The sequence below is a fragment of the Nostoc sp. FACHB-892 genome (assembly GCF_014698795.1).
In the GTDB taxonomy this organism is placed as follows: Bacteria; Cyanobacteriota; Cyanobacteriia; order Cyanobacteriales; family Nostocaceae; genus Nostoc.
Genome location: NZ_JACJTR010000017.1, coordinates 107367 through 125837, shown reverse-complemented (window position 1 = coordinate 125837; position 18471 = coordinate 107367). Strand labels below are relative to the sequence as shown.

The 18471-nt window shown below is 41.4% G+C and carries 19 protein-coding genes and 1 pseudogene; 17 read left to right on the top strand and 3 right to left on the bottom strand.

Features of this window, described 5'->3' with window-relative positions; genetic code table 11:
* Positions 1–39: 39 nt before the first annotated feature.
* The 10 genes from crtO to H6G96_RS21825 all read left to right on the top strand — a co-directional run bounded on the left by crtO (position 40) and on the right by H6G96_RS21825 (position 9634).
* A complete protein-coding gene (crtO, locus tag H6G96_RS21870) occupies positions 40–1740 on the top strand; it encodes a beta-carotene ketolase CrtO (RefSeq protein ID WP_190913397.1) in 1701 nt (566 codons plus the stop codon).
* A gap of 567 nt (positions 1741–2307) precedes the next feature.
* Positions 2308–2514, top strand: a complete 207-nt coding sequence (locus tag H6G96_RS21865) for a high light inducible protein (protein ID WP_190913396.1) — start codon at positions 2308–2310, stop codon at positions 2512–2514.
* Positions 2515–2656: 142 nt separating this feature from the next.
* The gene (locus H6G96_RS21860) at positions 2657–3226 is read left to right on the top strand and encodes a general stress protein (RefSeq protein ID WP_190913395.1); all 570 of its coding nucleotides are present in this window, start codon (positions 2657–2659) and stop codon (positions 3224–3226) included.
* A 129-nt stretch (positions 3227–3355) separates the two neighbouring features.
* Positions 3356–3742: a poly(R)-hydroxyalkanoic acid synthase subunit PhaE gene (locus H6G96_RS21855; protein WP_190913394.1), complete on the top strand. Its 387-nt coding sequence runs from the start codon at positions 3356–3358 to the stop codon at positions 3740–3742.
* A gap of 101 nt (positions 3743–3843) precedes the next feature.
* A complete protein-coding gene (locus H6G96_RS21850; protein ID WP_190728567.1) occupies positions 3844–4020 on the top strand; it encodes a hypothetical protein in 177 nt (58 codons plus the stop codon).
* 191 nt (positions 4021–4211) lie between these two features.
* Positions 4212–5267 (top strand): class III poly(R)-hydroxyalkanoic acid synthase subunit PhaC, encoded by a 1056-nt coding sequence (phaC, locus tag H6G96_RS21845; RefSeq protein ID WP_190913393.1) that lies wholly within the window; start codon positions 4212–4214, stop codon positions 5265–5267.
* Positions 5268–5560: 293 nt separating this feature from the next.
* Complete coding sequence (locus H6G96_RS21840) at positions 5561–6754, top strand: thiolase family protein (RefSeq protein ID WP_190913392.1); 1194 nt, start codon at positions 5561–5563, stop codon at positions 6752–6754.
* A gap of 60 nt (positions 6755–6814) precedes the next feature.
* Complete coding sequence (gene phaB / locus H6G96_RS21835) at positions 6815–7537, top strand: acetoacetyl-CoA reductase PhaB (RefSeq protein WP_190913391.1); 723 nt, start codon at positions 6815–6817, stop codon at positions 7535–7537.
* Positions 7538–7679: 142 nt separating this feature from the next.
* Positions 7680–8525 carry an alpha/beta fold hydrolase gene (locus H6G96_RS21830; RefSeq protein WP_190913390.1) on the top strand — a complete coding sequence of 282 codons (846 nt, stop codon included), beginning with the start codon at positions 7680–7682 and terminating at the stop codon, positions 8523–8525.
* Between the two features lie 98 nt (positions 8526–8623).
* Complete coding sequence (locus H6G96_RS21825; RefSeq protein WP_190913389.1) at positions 8624–9634, top strand: SDR family oxidoreductase; 1011 nt, start codon at positions 8624–8626, stop codon at positions 9632–9634.
* A 192-nt stretch (positions 9635–9826) separates the two neighbouring features.
* On the opposite strand, the gene H6G96_RS21820 is transcribed toward H6G96_RS21825, so the two are convergent.
* Both H6G96_RS21820 and H6G96_RS21815 read right to left on the bottom strand, forming a co-directional pair.
* Positions 9827–10771: a DUF1822 family protein gene (locus H6G96_RS21820; protein ID WP_190913388.1), complete on the bottom strand. Its 945-nt coding sequence runs from the start codon at positions 10769–10771 to the stop codon at positions 9827–9829.
* A gap of 15 nt (positions 10772–10786) precedes the next feature.
* Complete coding sequence (locus H6G96_RS21815) at positions 10787–11437, bottom strand: sigma-70 family RNA polymerase sigma factor (RefSeq protein ID WP_190913387.1); 651 nt, start codon at positions 11435–11437, stop codon at positions 10787–10789.
* Positions 11438–11981: 544 nt separating this feature from the next.
* Between H6G96_RS21815 and H6G96_RS21810 the strand changes: the two genes are divergently transcribed.
* The 3 genes from H6G96_RS21810 to H6G96_RS21800 all read left to right on the top strand — a co-directional run bounded on the left by H6G96_RS21810 (position 11982) and on the right by H6G96_RS21800 (position 13419).
* Positions 11982–12266, top strand: coding sequence for a hypothetical protein (locus tag H6G96_RS21810; protein ID WP_190913386.1), 285 nt, complete (start codon positions 11982–11984; stop codon positions 12264–12266).
* 275 nt (positions 12267–12541) lie between these two features.
* The gene (locus tag H6G96_RS41490; protein ID WP_347242262.1) at positions 12542–12667 is read left to right on the top strand and encodes a hypothetical protein; all 126 of its coding nucleotides are present in this window, start codon (positions 12542–12544) and stop codon (positions 12665–12667) included.
* A gap of 152 nt (positions 12668–12819) precedes the next feature.
* A complete protein-coding gene (locus H6G96_RS21800; RefSeq protein ID WP_190913385.1) occupies positions 12820–13419 on the top strand; it encodes a class I SAM-dependent methyltransferase in 600 nt (199 codons plus the stop codon).
* Between the two features lie 100 nt (positions 13420–13519).
* Here the strand turns inward: H6G96_RS21800 and H6G96_RS21795 are convergent, their stop codons facing one another.
* Complete coding sequence (locus H6G96_RS21795; RefSeq protein WP_242063357.1) at positions 13520–13861, bottom strand: hypothetical protein; 342 nt, start codon at positions 13859–13861, stop codon at positions 13520–13522.
* Positions 13862–14253: 392 nt separating this feature from the next.
* Here H6G96_RS21795 and H6G96_RS21790 point away from each other — a divergent pair, with 392 nt between their 5' ends.
* The 4 genes and pseudogenes from H6G96_RS21790 to H6G96_RS21775 all read left to right on the top strand — a co-directional run bounded on the left by H6G96_RS21790 (position 14254) and on the right by H6G96_RS21775 (position 18439).
* Entirely contained in the window at positions 14254–15054 is an 801-nt protein-coding gene (locus H6G96_RS21790) for an RMD1 family protein (RefSeq protein WP_190913384.1), read from the top strand.
* Positions 15055–15235: 181 nt separating this feature from the next.
* Positions 15236–15574: a hypothetical protein gene (locus H6G96_RS21785; protein WP_190913383.1), complete on the top strand. Its 339-nt coding sequence runs from the start codon at positions 15236–15238 to the stop codon at positions 15572–15574.
* Between the two features lie 437 nt (positions 15575–16011).
* Positions 16012–17283 (top strand): annotated as a pseudogene (locus H6G96_RS21780) (FAD/NAD(P)-binding protein).
* A 118-nt stretch (positions 17284–17401) separates the two neighbouring features.
* Entirely contained in the window at positions 17402–18439 is a 1038-nt protein-coding gene (locus H6G96_RS21775) for a GTP-binding protein (protein ID WP_190913382.1), read from the top strand.
* Positions 18440–18471 lie beyond the last annotated feature (32 nt).

Here is an 18471-nt window from a genome sequence, read left to right as displayed (position 1 = left end):
TAATATCAGGGAATATACTTTAATACCCCCATTGCACTCATGGAATCGTATGACGTTGTAATTATTGGCGCTGGTCATAATGGCTTAGTTTGTGCTGGCTACCTTCTAAAAGCTGGTTACAGCGTCCTGTTATTAGAAGGGCGATCGCTCCCCGGCGGCGGTTCTACAACTGAAGAACTTATGCCTGATGAAGCACCTGGTTTTAAATTTAGTCCTTGCGCGATTAACCATCTGTTTATTTTCTTAGGGCCAGTCATCCAAGAGTTAGAACTGCATAAGTACGGCTTGGAATATCTTAGCTGCGATCCAGTTGCCTTTTGCCCCCATCCAGATGGGAAGTACTTCTTAGCTCACAAATCGGTGGAAAAGACTTGTGCGGAAATTGCCCGTTACAGTCAGCGTGATGCTGAAAAATACGCTGAATATGCCGATTTTTGGCAGCGCTTTATCACAGGGATTGCTCCTTTCTTCAATGCACCACCTAAATCAATTGTTGATATTGCTGGTAATTACAATCTCAATAGTCTGCAAGACTTATTTTCCCTTTTAGGTGGCTCTAACACAACCCTTGATTTACTGCGTACCCTACTCAGCAGTGCCACAGATAATATTAACGAGTACTTCGATTCTGAGTTTGTCAAAGCACCTCTGGCTAGACTCTCAGCCGAACTGAGTTCCCCTCCCTCACAAAAAGCTATGTCCTTTGGGGCAATGATGATGATGTTGCGTCATAATCCCGGTATGGCAAGACCGCGTGGTGGTAGTGGTGGACTTGTGGAAGCTTTGGTGAAGCTGGTACAAAGTGAAGGTGGTACGATTCTCACCGACCAAAAGGTAGAAAAAGTATTGGTAGATGATGGTAAAGCTGTTGGTGTGCGGGTTGCTGGTGGCAAAGAATATCGTGCGAATAAAGGTGTAATTTCAAGTATTGATGCCAAACGCTTATTCTTGCAACTAATGGATAGTAGCGATGTTGATAATAGCGATCGCAACTTGCGCGAAAGGTTAGACCGCCGCATCATTAACAACAATGAAACCATCCTCAAAATCGATTGTGCTTTATCTGAACCATTGCGTTTTGTCCACCACAATCACCAAGATAACTATCTGATGGGTTCTATTCTGATTGCTGATTCCGTCAATCATGTAGAACAAGCTCATAGTCTGATTACCCTGGGCAAAATTCCTGATGAAGACCCATCGATGTATGTAGTGATGCCTACTGGACTCGACCCATCGATGGCGCCAGAAGGCAAGCACACATTATGGATAGAGTTTTTTGCACCTTATCAAATTGCTGGTGCAGATGGTACGGGGTTAAAAGGTACGGGTTGGACGGATGAACTGAAAAACAAAGTTGCAGACAGGGTGATTAATAAACTGGCGCAATATTCCCCCAATCTGCAACATTCAATCATCGCCCGTCATGTAGAAAGTCCGGCTGAGTTGGGAGAACGGTTAGGGACTTACAAAGGTAATTATTACCATATTGATATGACGTTAGAACAGATGCTTTGCTTCCGTCCGTTGCCGGAATTAGCGAACTACAAAACACCAATTGATAACTTGTATCTTACTGGGGCTGGAACTCATCCGGGTGGTTCAATTTCTGGTTTGCCGGGACGCAACTGTGCGCGTGTGTTTTTGCATAATGAGCAACCCATCGCCCAGAAAATCAAGGAAGCGGGAGGTTCAATTAAATCTGCGTTTGCATCTCTCTTGAGGAAGGAATCGGATTAAGAGGCTGTTTGAAAAGTGCTGGGTGATGTATCACAAACTTTAGATCCTCCTAAATCCTCCTTAAAAAGGAGGACTTTGAGAAAACTTTATTGGCATTGCAGGTCGATGCAATGGCATAACGAGTCAATGCAATGGCATTGCAGGTCGATGCAATGGCATAACGAGTCAATGTAATGGCATTGCAGGTCGATGCAATGGCATAACGAGTCAATGCAATGGCATTGCAGGTCGATGCAATAGCATAACGAGTCGATGCAATGGCATAACGATTCGATGCAATAGCATTGCAGGTTAAGGTATAAAGCAGCTTTAAAAGACTTTTGTGTACACGGTAGCCTTATTAAGGAGAGGAATGACCCATGAGACAGGATGAGGTTTTTGTTTTGGGTAAATTTTGTAAGGTTTTTTAATCAAGTTCCTGATGCTTCTTCGCCCAAAGGATCAAAAGTCTAGACAATGCTTACAGATCCTTCCTGTGACGCTTTCAGATTCCCCAATAGACAGAGAACTGCAACTGTAATAGTAACTAAGATGTGGATGTAGGAGAGTGATTAAGGAATATTTACAATGGCAACTGAAACTAATAAAACGATTGAACTATCTACTGAAGCTAAAGCCTATAACGGTGTCGATCGCAATGCTTGGATTATTGGGTGGAATCCCCAACAAGAGTTGTGGAATGGGCGTTTAGCGATGATTGGCTTTGTTTCTTACCTACTTTGGGATTTAGCTGGCTATAGCTTAGTACGTGACGTACTCCACTTGGTTCGTTAAATCTTTGCTTATATTTATCCCCTGTTGTGGGAAATCAATAAAGAACAACTTAGTAGCCTCTTAGTACTTAACTTACTGGTGATGTAAAGTCTAATGCCAAGGTTATAGATGGACGCACTAATACAATTGCGAAGGAGAAAATATGATAACTAAAGATACAATACGTGCATTAGGAGTATTTGCTAATTCTCAAGGAATAGAGCAGGCAATTAATGAATTGAAAACTGCAAACTTTCCTATGGAGAAAGTTTCTGTCATTGCTAAAGATGCGGATCAGGGCGATCGCGTAGGTGAGGCGCAGATGAGCGATCGCATCGGTGATCAAGATGTCAATACAAGCGGGCCAGTAAGAGAGGCACTGGCAGCAAGTACTTGGGGTAGTGTGTTAGTTGGTTTGAGTAGTCTGGCACTTCCTGGCTTAGGAGCTGTACTCGCAGCAGGTTCTGTAGGTGTAGCATTAGTCAGCAGCGTAGGAGGTGTTGCTGTGGGAGCCGCAGCAAATCAGAATTTACTCAAGGCATTAGGCGATTTAGGCATACCCGAAGAGAAAGCCAGAGTTTATAGCGATCGCCTCCAGCAGAGTTATTATTTGCTCATACTAGAAGGCTCACAAGAAGAGATTCATCGCGTTGAACCAATATTACGCGATCGCGGTATTGAATATTGGGGCGTTTATGATTCCGCGCAGGCTTCAAATGGTGAGGGAAACTAGCACTTTGTTCAAAACAAAAAGGTTTGTCATAGGTGTTGCTATATCTGTGCATTGAATCCAGAATTTTTAACGAATTCTGATAGCGATTATTGTGCGGATTATCTTAAGAAAAATAACGGAGTAAACCTGATGCGTACACAGCAGCATACCTGTGAAATCAGCCAAGTCCTAAAAACTTTTGATGCCTTAATCCAGCTATCCCAAGCTAGCTTTGACTATCAGTTAGTGCTGGCAGATATTTGGATAAAGGCATTTTCGGAACTGACGCGGGAGTTGGCCTCTTACGAAGCCAAGGGTGAAACAATTGAGGATTGGCGACAGTTTCTGGAAGTCTGGAGTAATATATTTGACCGAGAATTTGCACAGAAGTTCCGTTCAGAAGATGCCCAGGCAATTCAAGGGAAATTCTTGAAGGTAGGCATGAGTTATTGGGTTGAACAACAACACCTGCTAGAAGGAGTTCGCAAGAATCTTGATCTGCCGATTTGTAATCAGGGGGATGAAAGTCAGATTTAATTACATCTACTTATTTCTACCTTTTTTGTTAATCCTAAAGCTAGATGTGGTTTTTGGGATTAGAGGCGAAATTGTAATAAGTAATCAAATAAGATAAGAACATGAACACTGAGAACGTAACCAATTCTAACAATACCGAACGGACAACACTTGAAGGTGGAAGCAAAGAAGCTCTCAATAAGAAAACCTCTGCCCAATTTCTACTTAGCACATCACTGGGAGTTATAACAATTATCCTAGCTGCTGTAAGTGCTTATTACGGGCTTATTCGATTCTAATCCTATTTATTGAAACACGAAATTTTTGTTTTTTTGATGACATTGAAGAATTTCAGATATAACATAGTCCTCAGCAAAATGTATGGTAGTGCTTTGAGTTTATGAAAAACCCTTATTTGGGTGGAAGCACTGCCATATTTTTCTGAGGTTTGAACTTTACTTTTTTTCATCCAAGATGTTATCAAAAAACGATGCACGAGTCTATCGAACTAATCGAAAAGCTGGTTAAGGGCGTAGATATTTTTAACCGCCTGCGCGAACAAGAGATTGACATTGGGGTTACACCTAAGCAAGAAGTCTACCGGGAAGACAAGGTAGTACTATATCACTTCCAATCACAGGCGAAAAACTTATTTAATATTCCGATCCTAATTGTTTATGCGTTAGTTAACCGTCCCTACATTGTAGATTTACAAGAGGGGCGATCGCTTGTTGCCAATTTACTCAATCTTGATCTAGATGTTTACTTGATTGATTGGGGATATCCTAACCAAGACGATCGCTGGCTGACTATTGATAAATACATCAATGGGTATATTAATAACTGTGTAGATGTCATCCGCGATCGCCACAACTTAGAGCAGATTAACTTATTGGGAATTTGCCAGGGGGGAACCTTCAGTCTTTGCTACAGTTCCCTTTACCCAGAAAAGGTAAAAAACCTGATTACTATGGTTACGCCAGTCGATTTTCACATCAATGAAGGACTTCTCAATGTCTGGAGTGGAACCAGTTTAGGGACACAAGCATTAGATGTGGATCTTCTAGTTGACACTTTAGGTAACATTCCTGGCAACTTTCTCAACTTTGTCTTCGTAATGCTGAAGCCTTTTCAGTTAGGTGTCAAAAAGTATATTGACCTACTGGAGATTGTTGAGTATGAGGACAAACTACTCAATTTTCTCCGCATGGAAAAGTGGATTTTTGACAGTCCAGATCAAGCTGGAGAGACTTTTCGGCAGTTTATTAAGGACTTCTATCAAGGAAACAAATTAATTAAAGGTCAAATTGAGATTGGCGATAAGCGAGTAGATTTGCGAAATATCCGCATCCCAATTTTAAACATTTATGCCGAACAGGATCATCTAGTTTTACCAGCATCATCTTTAGCTCTTGAGAAATATGTTGGCAGTGTTGACTATACAGTGCGCTCGTTTCCAGTTGGACATATTGGTATGTATGTAAGCGGCAAAGTTCAAAAAGACCTACCGCCAACGATTGCTGATTGGCTGAAGGCGCGAGAATAAAATATTCGCTTTCTCAAATGTTTGTATTCTAAAATACAAAATTGTTTAATATGACGTCCTTTCTTTGGGTGGACGACTATACTATTTTTTATTTCTAAAGATTGATTTTTTGCTAAAAATATTATTGTAAATTATTGTTAAGTAAGTTAATTTTGTTTTTTAAATGCACTGAATTTAGTAAAACAATCATTAAATTCAAAGCAATTATTAGCAAAATTATAAATAGGAATCTATTTAAAAAATACATTTATTTTATTACTTTCAATTTTTAATTCACCAACGTGATGAGAAGTATGGAAGAAGTTTATATTGTCTCAGCAGTACGCACACCGCTTGGTAGGTTTGGAGGTGTCTTAGCAGATTTGTCTCCAGTAGACTTAGGTGCGATCGCCATGCGTGCAGCCTTAGAACGAGCCGGAGTATCAGGAGAAGCTTTAGACTTGTATATTTTTGGTAATGTACTTAGCGCCGGACATGGACAGTCATTGCCTCGTCAAGCAGCTTTCAAAACTGGGATTCCGCAAAAGGTGAATGGATATGCAGTAAATATGGTGTGTTCATCAGGAATGATGAGTGCTATTAACGGTGTTAGTGCAATTCGTTCTGGTGATGCCCAAATGGTACTTGCTGGAGGCATGGAATCTATGTCCCAGACGGGGTTTTTGTTATCGCAACGAGCTAGATGGGGATACAAATCCTTATTAGGTTCACCAGAACAACTCACCGATGTTTTACTCCAAGACGGACTCACCGATCCCATCAGTGGGGAAACGATGGGAGAGCAAGCAGAACAACTGGCAACTGCTTACCAAATTACGCGGGATGAATTGGATGAAGTAGCTTTCTTGTCCCAAGCTAGAGCAGCCGAAGCGACTGAGAAAGGCTTATTTCAACAAGAGATTGTACCAATTGAGGTTGCGGGTAAGAAAGGTTTGCAAGTTGTAGATCAAGATGAAGGAATTCGCCCCGAAACCACTTTAAAAACCCTTGCTGGACTTAAGCCTACTTTTAGATCGGATGGTGTGTTCACGGCTGGTAACAGCAGTCAAATATCCGATGGAGCAGCAGCTCTAGTTTTGGCAAGTAAAACAGCAGTAGAACGCTACCAACTCAATCCTGTAGCACGGCTGATTGGCGGAGTCTGGACAGGGGGAGAATCTTGGCGGTTCCCCGAAGTTCCCATCATGGCAGTGAACAAACTTTTAGACAAACTCAAAATGAAAATCTATGATTTTGATTTGTTTGAAAACAACGAAGCATTTGCTTTGAGCAATGTATTGTTCAATCGGGAGTTGGGCGTTCCTTATGAAAAATTAAATGTCTATGGCGGGGCGATCGCTTTAGGGCATCCCATTGGCGCTTCAGGAGCGCGAATCTTAGTAACACTGCTCAACGCTTTGCAGCAGCAAAATGGGCAGTTTGGATTAGCAGCAGTTTGTCACGGGACTGGTGGCGGTACTGCGATCGCACTGGAGAGGCTGAGATAAGTCGTAATTCGTAGTTCGTAATTAAGAGTGCCAGATAGGAATTTTGAATTGGTTTAAGTTATGGCAGGTTTGGGATTGGAAGATCAAGTGGTTTTGGTAACTGGCGGTAATCGGGGAATTGGAGCTGCGATCGTCAATCTGCTTTTGGAGTTGGGAGCTAAAGTAGCTTATACCTACCGCAGCGATGACAATCCGCAGATGGGGAGTTTGGCAATCTCAGCCGATGTCACCGATAAAGCAGCTATGGAGGCAGTGACACAAAAGGTTGAAGAGCAACTTGGCCCAATTTACGGGGTTGTCGCTAATGCTGGAATTACACGAGACAATTTTTTCCCAAAACTGACAACGGCAGACTGGGATGCAGTAATCGACACTAACTTGAAAGGAGTCTACAACACCTTAAAACCCGTTATTCCCAAGATGTACGAACGGCGTTCTGGCTCTGTTGTCTGTATCACTTCAATTTCCGGCGAACGCGGAAATCTCGGTCAGACAAACTACGCAGCATCCAAGGCAGGAACGATTGGCTTGACAAAATCTTTGGCTCTAGAAGCGGCGCGTTACGGAGTGCGGGCTAATACTGTGTCACCGGGATTTATTGAGACTGATATGCTCACCCCGATTTCAGATAAAGTCAAGCAACGAATTTTATCTGAGATTCCCCTGTCTCGCTTTGGGAAACCAGAAGAGGTTGCTTGGGCAGTAGCGTTTCTGCTTTCGCCAATAGCCAGCAGCTACGTCACTGGTTCAGTTGTACGAGTCAACGGCGCTCATCATACATGAGTGGGGCATGGGGGATTGGGGACTGGGGGTTATTAGGTAATATCTTCTCCCTTGCTCCCTGCTCCCTCCCCCCTGCCTCTTCAAAGCCTCAGTCTTTAATAAATGACAAATTCAAAATATTGGGAGTAACTCAACTGTGGATATGGGATTTGAAAAGCGGCAAATAAATGTAAATGGACTCAATATTCGCTACTTGAGTGGCGGTAATGATGATCCACCGTTAGTGCTGCTACATGGAGTCGGTGATAGCGCTATAGATTGGTCTTGGGTAATACCTACCTTGGGAGCTAAACATCGTATCATAGCCATAGATTTCCCAGGTTCCGGGGATAGTGCTAAACCCAAGCGTGAATATTCGCTGGAATTTTTGACAGAATTCTTAGCCGATTTTCTCAACGCTTTAGAAATTCAACGGGCAGTATTAGTAGGTAATTCTTTAGGTGGTTTGATTGCTTTGCGCTATGCATTGTCAAACCCCGAACGTGTACCAGCATTAGTACTGGTAGACAGTATGGGATTTAGCCAAGTGGTCAACCCAATTCTGTCAAATTTGACTTTGCCCTGGTATGGAGAGTTAGCGATCGCCTGGAGCAAAACACCTTTGGGCGCAAAGCAAAGGGCTTGGTCACGGGCGGCGTTGCTTTTTGCCAATCCCTTGCAAGTTCCCAACGCATGGTTAGCAGAACAAGAGCGGCTAGGGCTTGTTCCAGGCTTCCTAGAAGCCAATTTATCTATACTGCGTTCTCAACTATATGTTTTAGGACAGAAGCAGATAGCACTTGAATACCTACCAAAGATAGAGATGCCTACCCTGGTTGTATGGGGTATTAATGACTTAGTTTTGCCAAATTACCAAGCTCAAGATGCAGTCAGCCGTCTAAAGCAAGGACACCTAGCTTTGATACCCAATTGTGGCCACTTACCCCAAGTCGAGCGTCCCGAATTATTTACCGACGCATTAAACCAGTTTCTTGCTTGTCATTTGTGAATGGGGACTGGGAACTAGGGACTCTAGGAATGAATTTTAATTCCCAATCCCCAGTACCCAATCCCCAATCCCCAATCCCTTTTAAGGAGTAACTACTTATGAAATTAAAGCCAATCAATCAACAGGTTGTTTCCGTCGTTGGAGCCTCCAGTGGTATCGGACGGATCACAGCTCTTGAGTTTGCTAGACGCGGGGCAAAAGTGGTAGTCTCGGCTCGTGGTGAATCGAAGCTACAGTCTTTAGTAGAAGAAATTCGCAGCTTTGGCGGCGAGGCAACTTATTGCGTAGCTGATGTGCAAGTATTTGACCAAGTTAAGGCGATTGCAGATAAAACTGTGGAAGTCTACGGGCGACTCGATACATGGGTACATGTCCCTGCTATCGGTATCTTTGCGACTTTCGACAATACAACACCAGAAGAGTTTAAGCATGTTATTGATGTCGATCTGATGGGACAGGTGTATGGTGCAATGGCAGCCCTACCCCATCTGAAGCGTGAAGGACGGGGGGCATTAATCCATGTCTCTTCAGTGGAAGGTACGCGATCGCTCCCCTACCAAAGTGCTTACTCGGCAGCCAAGCATGGGGTCGAGGGTTTTATCGAAGCGATGCGCGTTGAGTTGCAACACGAAAAATGGCCTATCAGTGTTACAAGTGTAAAGCCAGGGGTGATTAACAGTCCCTTCTGGAACAATGGTCGGACGAAATTAGGCGTAAAGCCTGCCGGGATACCACCTTACTACGAGCCTAAACTTGTAGCTGATGCCATCCTCTACGTAGCTGAACATCCAACTCGTGACTACTTAGTTGGGGATGTAGCTAAAATATTAGATTTGGTACAGCGCGTCTCACCACCATTAGTAGATTCACTGTTACTGCTTATCGGCTTCAAGTTACAGCATAGTTCCGAGCCGAAATCTGAAGATGCATCAAATAATTTTTACGAACCTGTTGCTGAAGACGACAGAGTTAACGGAGATTATAGTCACTTGGTTATACCTAGTGTTTCCGACTGGCTAGAAAAAAATCCGGTTCTTCAGTGGGGTGCGATCGCTGGTACAGCAGCATTAGCGTTGCTAGCAGCTCAAGTATTGAAAGAGCAAGGATAAATAAGGATTTTAGTGAAGGAGGCAGGAGCCAGAAGGAATAATTAGATGGGTTATAAGCGCCGTATAACGGCGGGGTTTTAAACCCAAGTTCCTTTTGGTCACAGGTAGAGAACAGGCGATGCACTGAGCGTAGTCGTAAAGCCTGCGGCATTGCCCTCTGCCTTATTTGGTAATATTCCTTGGTATTGATTTTTAGACTGTAAAAAACTTTATAAAGTTGACATTACCCAAGGCAACTTTAATGCTAAAATGCTCTCCTAGTTCGCTACTAAAGTTTAGTTGAATACTCTTGGTGCTCCTGGCAGTAGCTTGCATCACAGCAGTGCCTAAATCATCCAACACCATTATTTTAAGTTCTTCTGGTAGATACTTTTGGTTATCAGTTGGACACACTTTCACAAAAATATTTATTTCTTGCTCAGAAGTGGGTATCAGTCCAACTCTTAAAGCGATTGGTTTACTTTCTGGTTGTCGCCCTAAGTCCAAGAGTATACCTTGTTGCACACTAATAGTTAAATTGTCTGCTAGGTTTTCAGCTAAAGTTTGTTCAGCAGACCTAAATCCAAAAGCTAGCTCGGCTGCTTCAACCCTTTGCCAACCTACATCAACAACATTCATCAACCATTTGCTCAAATGAATTGGTTGTTTTTCTTGTTCAGGTGCTTCACTCAGTTGGACGATCAGCTCTTCGAGCGATCGCAACTCACTTAGAGGTACTGAATTACATTCGGTCACCATTTTAATAAATCCTAATAGAGTTGCTTCTCTTAGGGATTCATTAAGCTGTACAGCTACATAGCCAATTCTGTCTGAGCAAACTTCTGGTGGAATATGAATCACTTTTTCGCCTGGTAACACTGGAAGGCACTCGATCTTACCTTGACCAATAACTTCTAAATCAGCGACATTCATTACTGTTTGTATTGCTGAGTTCCAACTTAAACTTGCTGACCAATTTGTTTCAACCCCCATGCAACAAAGGTAGAATTTTACCGCAGATACCGCTAAAGTATTGAGATAAACTTGCTTGGCTTTTTCTGGACTGTTATGCTGAAAGCGAAACTGTTCTGCTAATGTACGATCTGACAAACTAATAGGGACGGTAAAGGTTAAAGATTCTGAACAGTATGTCATCATTTATTAATCTCTGATTTAATTTACATCACTAACACAATACTCTTTTAACTTTGAAGAAAACTTATTTATGCATCGGTAATAAAAGCTGCTGACTGTAGGAATTTTTATTTTAAATTCCGTAGAAATATCTTTCCAGGATTTTCCCAATAGTCGTCGTGTCGCTAATGCTTGAAAGTTGACTTGAGGAAATTTTTCTATATATTCATTTTTAAAAAGATTTTCTGGATCTGATTCTATACATTCTTTTAGGATATCTGTAAGGTTTTTTGGTTCTTCCGGCGAGGCAATAAAATTATCTAGGTCAGTAATTGTTATTATTTGTATATTTGGCGAACTCTGAACTTTTTTAATAGCATTTTTAAAAAACCTCCGTTCTAAAAGCACATTGACCCACGCCATGACACTACCGCGTTCTGCATCGTATTTGTCAATTTTCTCACAAATATAAAGTAAGAGTTCCTGACGTGCCTCATCATAAATATTTTCATAGACAGCAGCTGAAAATTGGCTTTTTTGTGGATGGCAAAGCCTACAGGAGCGCACAATACCATTAATCAGCTTTGTTAAAGCGAGTCGCCGTTCTAGCGATCGCGGTGGGTATTGTTGAGCCGAAATAGCCAGTTGTAGTAGATGTGAATCTAGTTTATCTTGTTCGGGATGATGCATTTGAGACTGCAAAAGCAAAAGTGAATCTCTATTTTTCTCTCGCTTCCCATCTCGAAATTTTACGCCAAACAATTGTTTTCGTTATAAATCTTTACCTTTAAAAGCTTTTGCAAATACGATGAGCTGTTCTATATAGTAATTAGACAGCCAGAGGATATCGCTAAACAAATGTAACCCTCGCGTATCCTTCATAGTTCCATTACTACCATGCTGGATAAAAATAATGGTAATTACCTCACGGGAGCAAAGATTTAGCCACCGCACTAAACCTCATACGTTGAGCAAGTATGATCACCATCGCTCCAGATGGCAAAATACTTCCGATAGATATCTTGACGGATTTTATATAAGTATGCCTTTCAACATAGTCATATATGAATATATTTTTTCGCTCTAATCTCAGCAATTAGACACTTGGAAAGAAAGTTTTGAATATTTTAATATTATTAATAAATTTGCAACTTAGATACAAACCTCTTCTTAAGAGAGGAGCCAGTTGTTTTTCTAAGTTAATTATTTGTTTGTAGCTAGGTAGTAATTAAAAATGACGCAAAATACATTGGTTGATAAAACCTTCCGCGACAACGATGGCAATATTGTTATAGCTCAGATGCCCAATCTACCGCTTATTGTTTGGATAGTAAGTAGTTCACTAACCCTAATTTTTACAAGCGGCAAAATCAATACAGCATTAGACGTAGTAGCAATCGGCTCTTTGTTTACTTGGGCGTGGCTGGAATTATTTCAAGGCGTTAATTATTTTCGGAGAGCGCTAGGTCTTGCCGTATTGATTAGTCTTATCGTTTTCAAAAGTATTTATTCATACTAATCGATTAAGCAACATTAGTATCCCCTCAGAAAATCCGGGTAAGCAGTAAAAGTAGACTCTGCACAGAATAACTCCCTACCCCGGAATTTTCAGGGGCTACACACATAAGATATCGAAACTAAATGCTGACAAAAAAGCAATTATTCAGTCAGTCTTAGAGGAATGAAAGCAGGTCAGCGTTGAGTTGATCTTTGTGCGTGTCGGTCAGCCTGTGGGATGTGCAGATTGGTTAGTGCTTACAGGTTTTAACAAAGCATACAGGCTGTGTTTGGTCAGTGAACTTTAGTCCCGATGGTCAACGGTTGGCAAGTGGCAGTGACGATCGCATAATTAAGCTGTGGGATGTCGTAACCGGACGCTGTATTCGGACGTTAATGAGTGTCTGCTGTATCAAGTTATGAATATTCAAGGGGCAAGGGGATTAACGAACGCTCAAAAAGCGACATTGAGATCGTTCTTGAGATCGTTAGGGGCGATCGCGTAGTTTGTATGTAGAGTGAGGAAAGATTTTAATTGCTCTGAAAATCTTCATCCGCACTTATGAGGTCACTCTATGGAGCCAAATGATACATCTGCCCGTTACGACCGAATTGCCCAATGGTGGCAAACTGAGCATCAAGATTCAACCTACGGGATTGCCCAATTAGAACGAGCGATCAAATTTACTTTTAAGCAGCACGCAGCACTTGATGTCGGGTGTGGAAGTAGCGGGCGTTTTATTAACAGCTTATCCAAGCATGGATTTCAGCCTGAAGGACTTGATATTTCTAGTGAAATGATCAATTTAGCCCAGCGCCTACATCCAGAAATCGTGTTTTACCGGGAAGACATTTGTAATTGGCTGCCGCCAAAACTTTATAGCCTGATTGCAGCGTGGGACAGCACTTTTCATCTGCCACTCAACAGGCAAGTGCCTGTGATAAAAAAGCTATGCGATGCACTTGAACCCGATGGAGTGCTTCTATTCACTTGTGGCGGTGGACATACAAGCAGCGAGATTTCAGGAGCATTTCAAGGTCAGGACTTTGAGTACAGCACTTTGGGCGTAGATACTTTCCTGCAAATTCTGGCGGAGCATCATTGCACCTGCCGCCATCTCGAATATGACCAATATCCTGAAAATCATGTTTATATTATTGCTCAAATATTATGAAAAAGATGCTTCCGGTGATTGAATAAGAAGCTTGAGGGGAGGGGTTCTTGTACCTCATAAGGGCCGAGAATCGCTATATCAGACCTAACCATTTCTTCAGCTAATTTCTCAATAAATCAATCTCTTTATTATATTTGCGATGAAATTTCAATAATTCTAGATAAGCAAATGGTACTATTATTGGCCAGAAAATAGTGATTAAAACTAAAATTATCTTAGAAAAAAAGCGCTTTTCTGGACTCATTTCTTTATCATCCATCAAGAAAAATAACCATTGGCTAAATAAACATCTTGCAAATGCTAAATAAACGATGATGCCAAGAGAAGTCAGAAGTAAATGTAACATTAAGCCTCTAATACTAATAGTAAAGTTTTGGTCAGCATCAAAAATTTTGATTGCTTTGCCAATATCCTTAAACTTAGTGGTAGATAAATATGCCACTAGCAAACACTTATAAGTTCGTTAAGGTTCCTCCAAAGTAAGAACTCTCAACCCTTTATTATCAGGCTAAAATGAGTATAAAACATAAACCTGATGTATGCTAGTTGGATTGGGTAAACCAGGCTGGCAGATTTGTGATATTTAGCTGGATATCCGCGTGGATGATTTCTGTGGGGCAATTACCCTGATGCTCAAGTGTTGCATTGTAGATTTTATCGAAGCCTCTACTTCAAAACTACGGTGATGCGTACTAAGGTAGTACTGGATAGATTTCTTGGTAAGCTGAGATTGTAGCGATCTTCAACAACAGATATGAATTGCGACGCCGAATAGCCCGTCGTAGACATCGCTACTTAAGCAGTTCAGCAGGCAGAATAGAGCATAGGGCGACAATGCAAAAACTCCTTTTTAATGATAGAGATAGATTTAGAGCGCAGGCCCTATTCCTTGGTAAAAATATTAACTTACAGAACTTGGAGAATTACGTTTGCTTGGCGACTATGCCAGTAATAGTTTCAGTCGGTGAACACGGCTGTGCGGTACTGCTCAACTATGGTGCAGTTGTCCTGTTTAACCTTGAGCCTGTGGAAAAGGTAGCCTTTTTGACTAAACTATCCTCTCAAGTTAGCGGCTCTTTCGCCAACCCAGAAACAGAAGAGGTAGAAATTCATCTCAACGTAGCAGAAAGTGAGCGAGTTAAAGAAGGAACAATTTCGCTGCATGAATTTAGTGTAGAACGCTTGCAGATAGTGGCTGATATTCTCGCCAAGAGTGTTGTGCTGTCTCACTATGAAACCAGTCTAGCGGGTGTATTTGATCAAATTGAACCCTTTGCAGCTAGTCTCCAGCGTGAAAACAGGAGTAGACGCCAGAGCCGGGAATTACTACGTCAACTTGGGACTACTTTATTAGTTCAACATAAGATTGTCGGTCAAGTAGAAATTATCGATAAGCCGGAGTTACTCTGGGAATCCCCACAGCTAGAAAACTTATATCTGCGCTTGGAGGATGAATACGAAATCCGTGAACGTCACCATGCCCTAGAACGCAAACTAGATTTAATTGCCCAAACTGCACAAACGGTGCTGGAGTTCATGCAGCATAGCAGTAGCCAGCGAGTAGAGTGGTATGTGGTGATTCTAATTGTGGTGGAGATTCTGCTGTCACTATACGACATCATTTTCAAAAGCTAACGCTAAATTTGGAGAGCGTAAACCTATTGGACTAACTGAAAACCGCTATATTCTACCAGACGATTTATAATCACCTGGGCTAGGTGCAAAATGTTAATTAAAAACATTCTTCCCTACGAACGTGATAGAAAATACTTGTATGATTTATGATTTTTGACTCATAGTGTAAGGATTACAGATAATGCACGTTCTCAAAAGATCCATCAAACCAGCTACCTATATATCGTTCCTCCACATTTACCAAACTACTTGGGGCACTGCTGGTGATATTTGTTTAATCCGTGAATCTGTAGCTAATGAGAGTACAGCAAAGTTTATCGGTCACAAAATCCAACTAGCAATTCCAAGAGGGTTGGAGCGCGATCGCATCGCCAATTGTCCGATAATCAAAGTTGCAGGTAATGTCGGCGACGGACATCCTAAAGAGCATCCATTGGAATGGGAGGTTTATGAAGGCGTAGATCCAGAACTAGCTCTAGCAGCTCTCAAACCTTGGGGCTTCAAGTTAATTGAACTATAATATAGCGATTCTAAATAAATTAGGGCTTACGCAAAATACCTCTCAAACTCTTATTACCCCGTGTTTGCTGTGCATCTGTGGTTTAATTTTTCGTTACCTATGCGTAAGTCCTATAAATTACGAATTTTGAATAATTAAAAAGCGATCGCTCTTTTTCATTTTTCCCTTTATCCTACTGTCGACTTTTGACTTCCCCGAACGCGAAGAGCGTCTCCAAGAGTTGGGGCTTATCTACCTTGGGCGAGTGCAAAAGAAGCGCCAAAGCAAAAGCCAGAAGCGTGGCAGATTAACGGTATCATAATTGCCCTTGATGACGAACACGAGCTGAGTCAAGGGTTAGTATTGCGAGTCATGTCGAAAAACTTTACCTTGCTGGTCTAAGCTTACCCATATAGAATGATAACTATTATCATAAAAGCCAGATTGTTTTTCCAGTAATGCAATTTACGACTACTGTTCCTGCAACAATTGACTTGGCGATTATTGGTGCTGGGCCTCATGCTCTGACCTTGACTACTCATCTGCTGCAAAAACGGCAAAAAATCAAGGGGAAATTTTTAGTATTTGACCCTAGTGGCAGATGGATGAGTCAATGGGAACACCAATTTAAAGCTTTAGAAATTCCTCATTTACGCTCCCCTGCCGTCCACCATCCCGACCCAAACGCTTTTGCTTTAAGGAAATTTGCAGAATCTCGTCCTGATGAGTTATTTCCCCCCTATGATTTACCAGGGACGCAATTATTTGAGGATTTTTGCCAGGATGTAATTCGAGTTTGGCAGTTGCAAGAACAAGTTATTCCTTTAGCAGTCAAGAGTATTGAACCCTTTTCTCATCATTTACGTTCTCGGTTCCGGTTGTGCTTGCAAGACGGACAAGAAATCATTGCCCGGCGGGTAGTGTTGGCAACGGGTAACGCTCAAATTCAAATCCCTGATTGGGTAAACCAGATTCAGACAGTCTACCCACAAGATAGACTTTGCCACTCCCAAACGATTGATTTACGAAAATTGCAGTTGATGGGTAAGAGAGTATTGATTGTGGGTGGTGGCTTGACGAGTGGACATTTGGCAGTGGGTGCTATTTCTCGCGGCGCAAAGGTTCATTTGATGATTCGGCGTAATTTATCAGAAAAATTATTTGATGCTGAACCGGGTTGGTTAGGGCCAAAGTACCTAAAGGGATTTTTTGCTCAACCGGATTGGGAGCAACGGGTAACGATGATTCAGCAAGCTAGAAATGGTGGCTCTATGACACCTGCGTAGGCGTAGCCCGTCGTAGACATCGCTACCCAACTACGGCAACAAACGCGTCGTGGTAAAATCAGAATTAATGAAAATTGTCAAGTAGTAAAAGCCGAATGGTTAGGTGAAAATTGGCGTGTGGAATGTAGCGATGGTAATCAAGATGAGTGCGATTATATTTGGCTTTCCACTGGCACTAAATTCGATGTCACCACTGAACCCTTGTTAAAAGATATTTTAGCGGCTTACCCGATCAAAATTGTTAAAGGTTTGCCAGTTTTAGATACTTGTCTGCGTTGGCCTAGTTGTGAACTATTCATCATGGGTGGCTTGGCTGCAATGCTTGTGGGGCCAACAGCACGGAATTTATCGGGTGCGAGAATGGCTTGTGAGAAAATTGTCCCAGCTATTGTAAAGCCAAGTGTAGCTTTTTCTCATAGGCTCAACGAACTACAAGCAGGCTGACCAAAAACCCTAGTCTACACTAAACCCACGCCGGGAATAGGGAAGTAAAAATTTGGTTAGTAAGACTTTTAAAAACTAACTACTAACAATTTTGAATTTACAGGAGGTTGAATTGATTATGGCTCAACTAACAGCATTGACTTCAAGCCCAAGTTTTGATATTCCTAAACAGGGAATGCCTGTTACGATTATCACAGGATTTTTAGGTAGTGGCAAAACTACGCTACTAAATCAAATTCTCAAAAACAAACAAGATTTAAAAGTTGCCGTACTCGTAAATGAATTTGGTGATATTAATATAGACAGCCAATTGCTAATTTCTATAGACCAAGATATGGTCGAACTAACTAATGGCTGTATTTGTTGTACTATCAATGATAATTTAGTTGATGCAGTTTATCGAGTTTTAGAACGAGAAGACCGCATTGATTATCTAGTCATTGAAACAACTGGTGTTGCTGACCCTTTGCCAATTATCTTAACTTTTTTGGGAACAGAATTAAGGGATTTAACAAACCTAGACTCGATTATAACTGTAGTAGATTCTGAATCATTTGATGAAGCTCATTTTGAGAGCGAAGCTGCTTTAAAACAGATTACATACGGAGATATTATTCTTTTGAATAAAACAGACCTCGTTACTCCAGAAAAACTAGAAAGCGTAGAAAATTTTATCAATGATATAAAAAATGGTGCGAAAATTTTGCACACCCAACATGGAGAAGTGGCGTTAGCATTAATTTTAGATGTAGGTTTAACTCCAAAAGATGAGTATATTGCTAATGATGGGGAAGATACTCACGAGGATGAACAGCATCATCATGATCATAATCATGAACATCATCATCACGAACATCACTCACATCATTTAGAAAATGATGGATTTGTTTCGATTTCTTTCCAAACTGATAGACCATTTGATGTGCATAAATTTGAGAATTTTCTTACCGAAGGAATGACACAAGATGTATTTCGAGCTAAGGGAATTTTGTGGTTTAGTGATAGTGAGTTACGCCATATTTTTCAGATGAGTGGACTTCGCTATAGCTTACATGGTGATGAATGGCAAACTCCACCTAAAAATCAGACAGTTTTTATTGGTAGAAAGCTGGATATTAGCCAAATTTACTCACAACTTCACAACTGTTTGGCATAATTAAACTAAACAAAACGCACACCAAATATAAT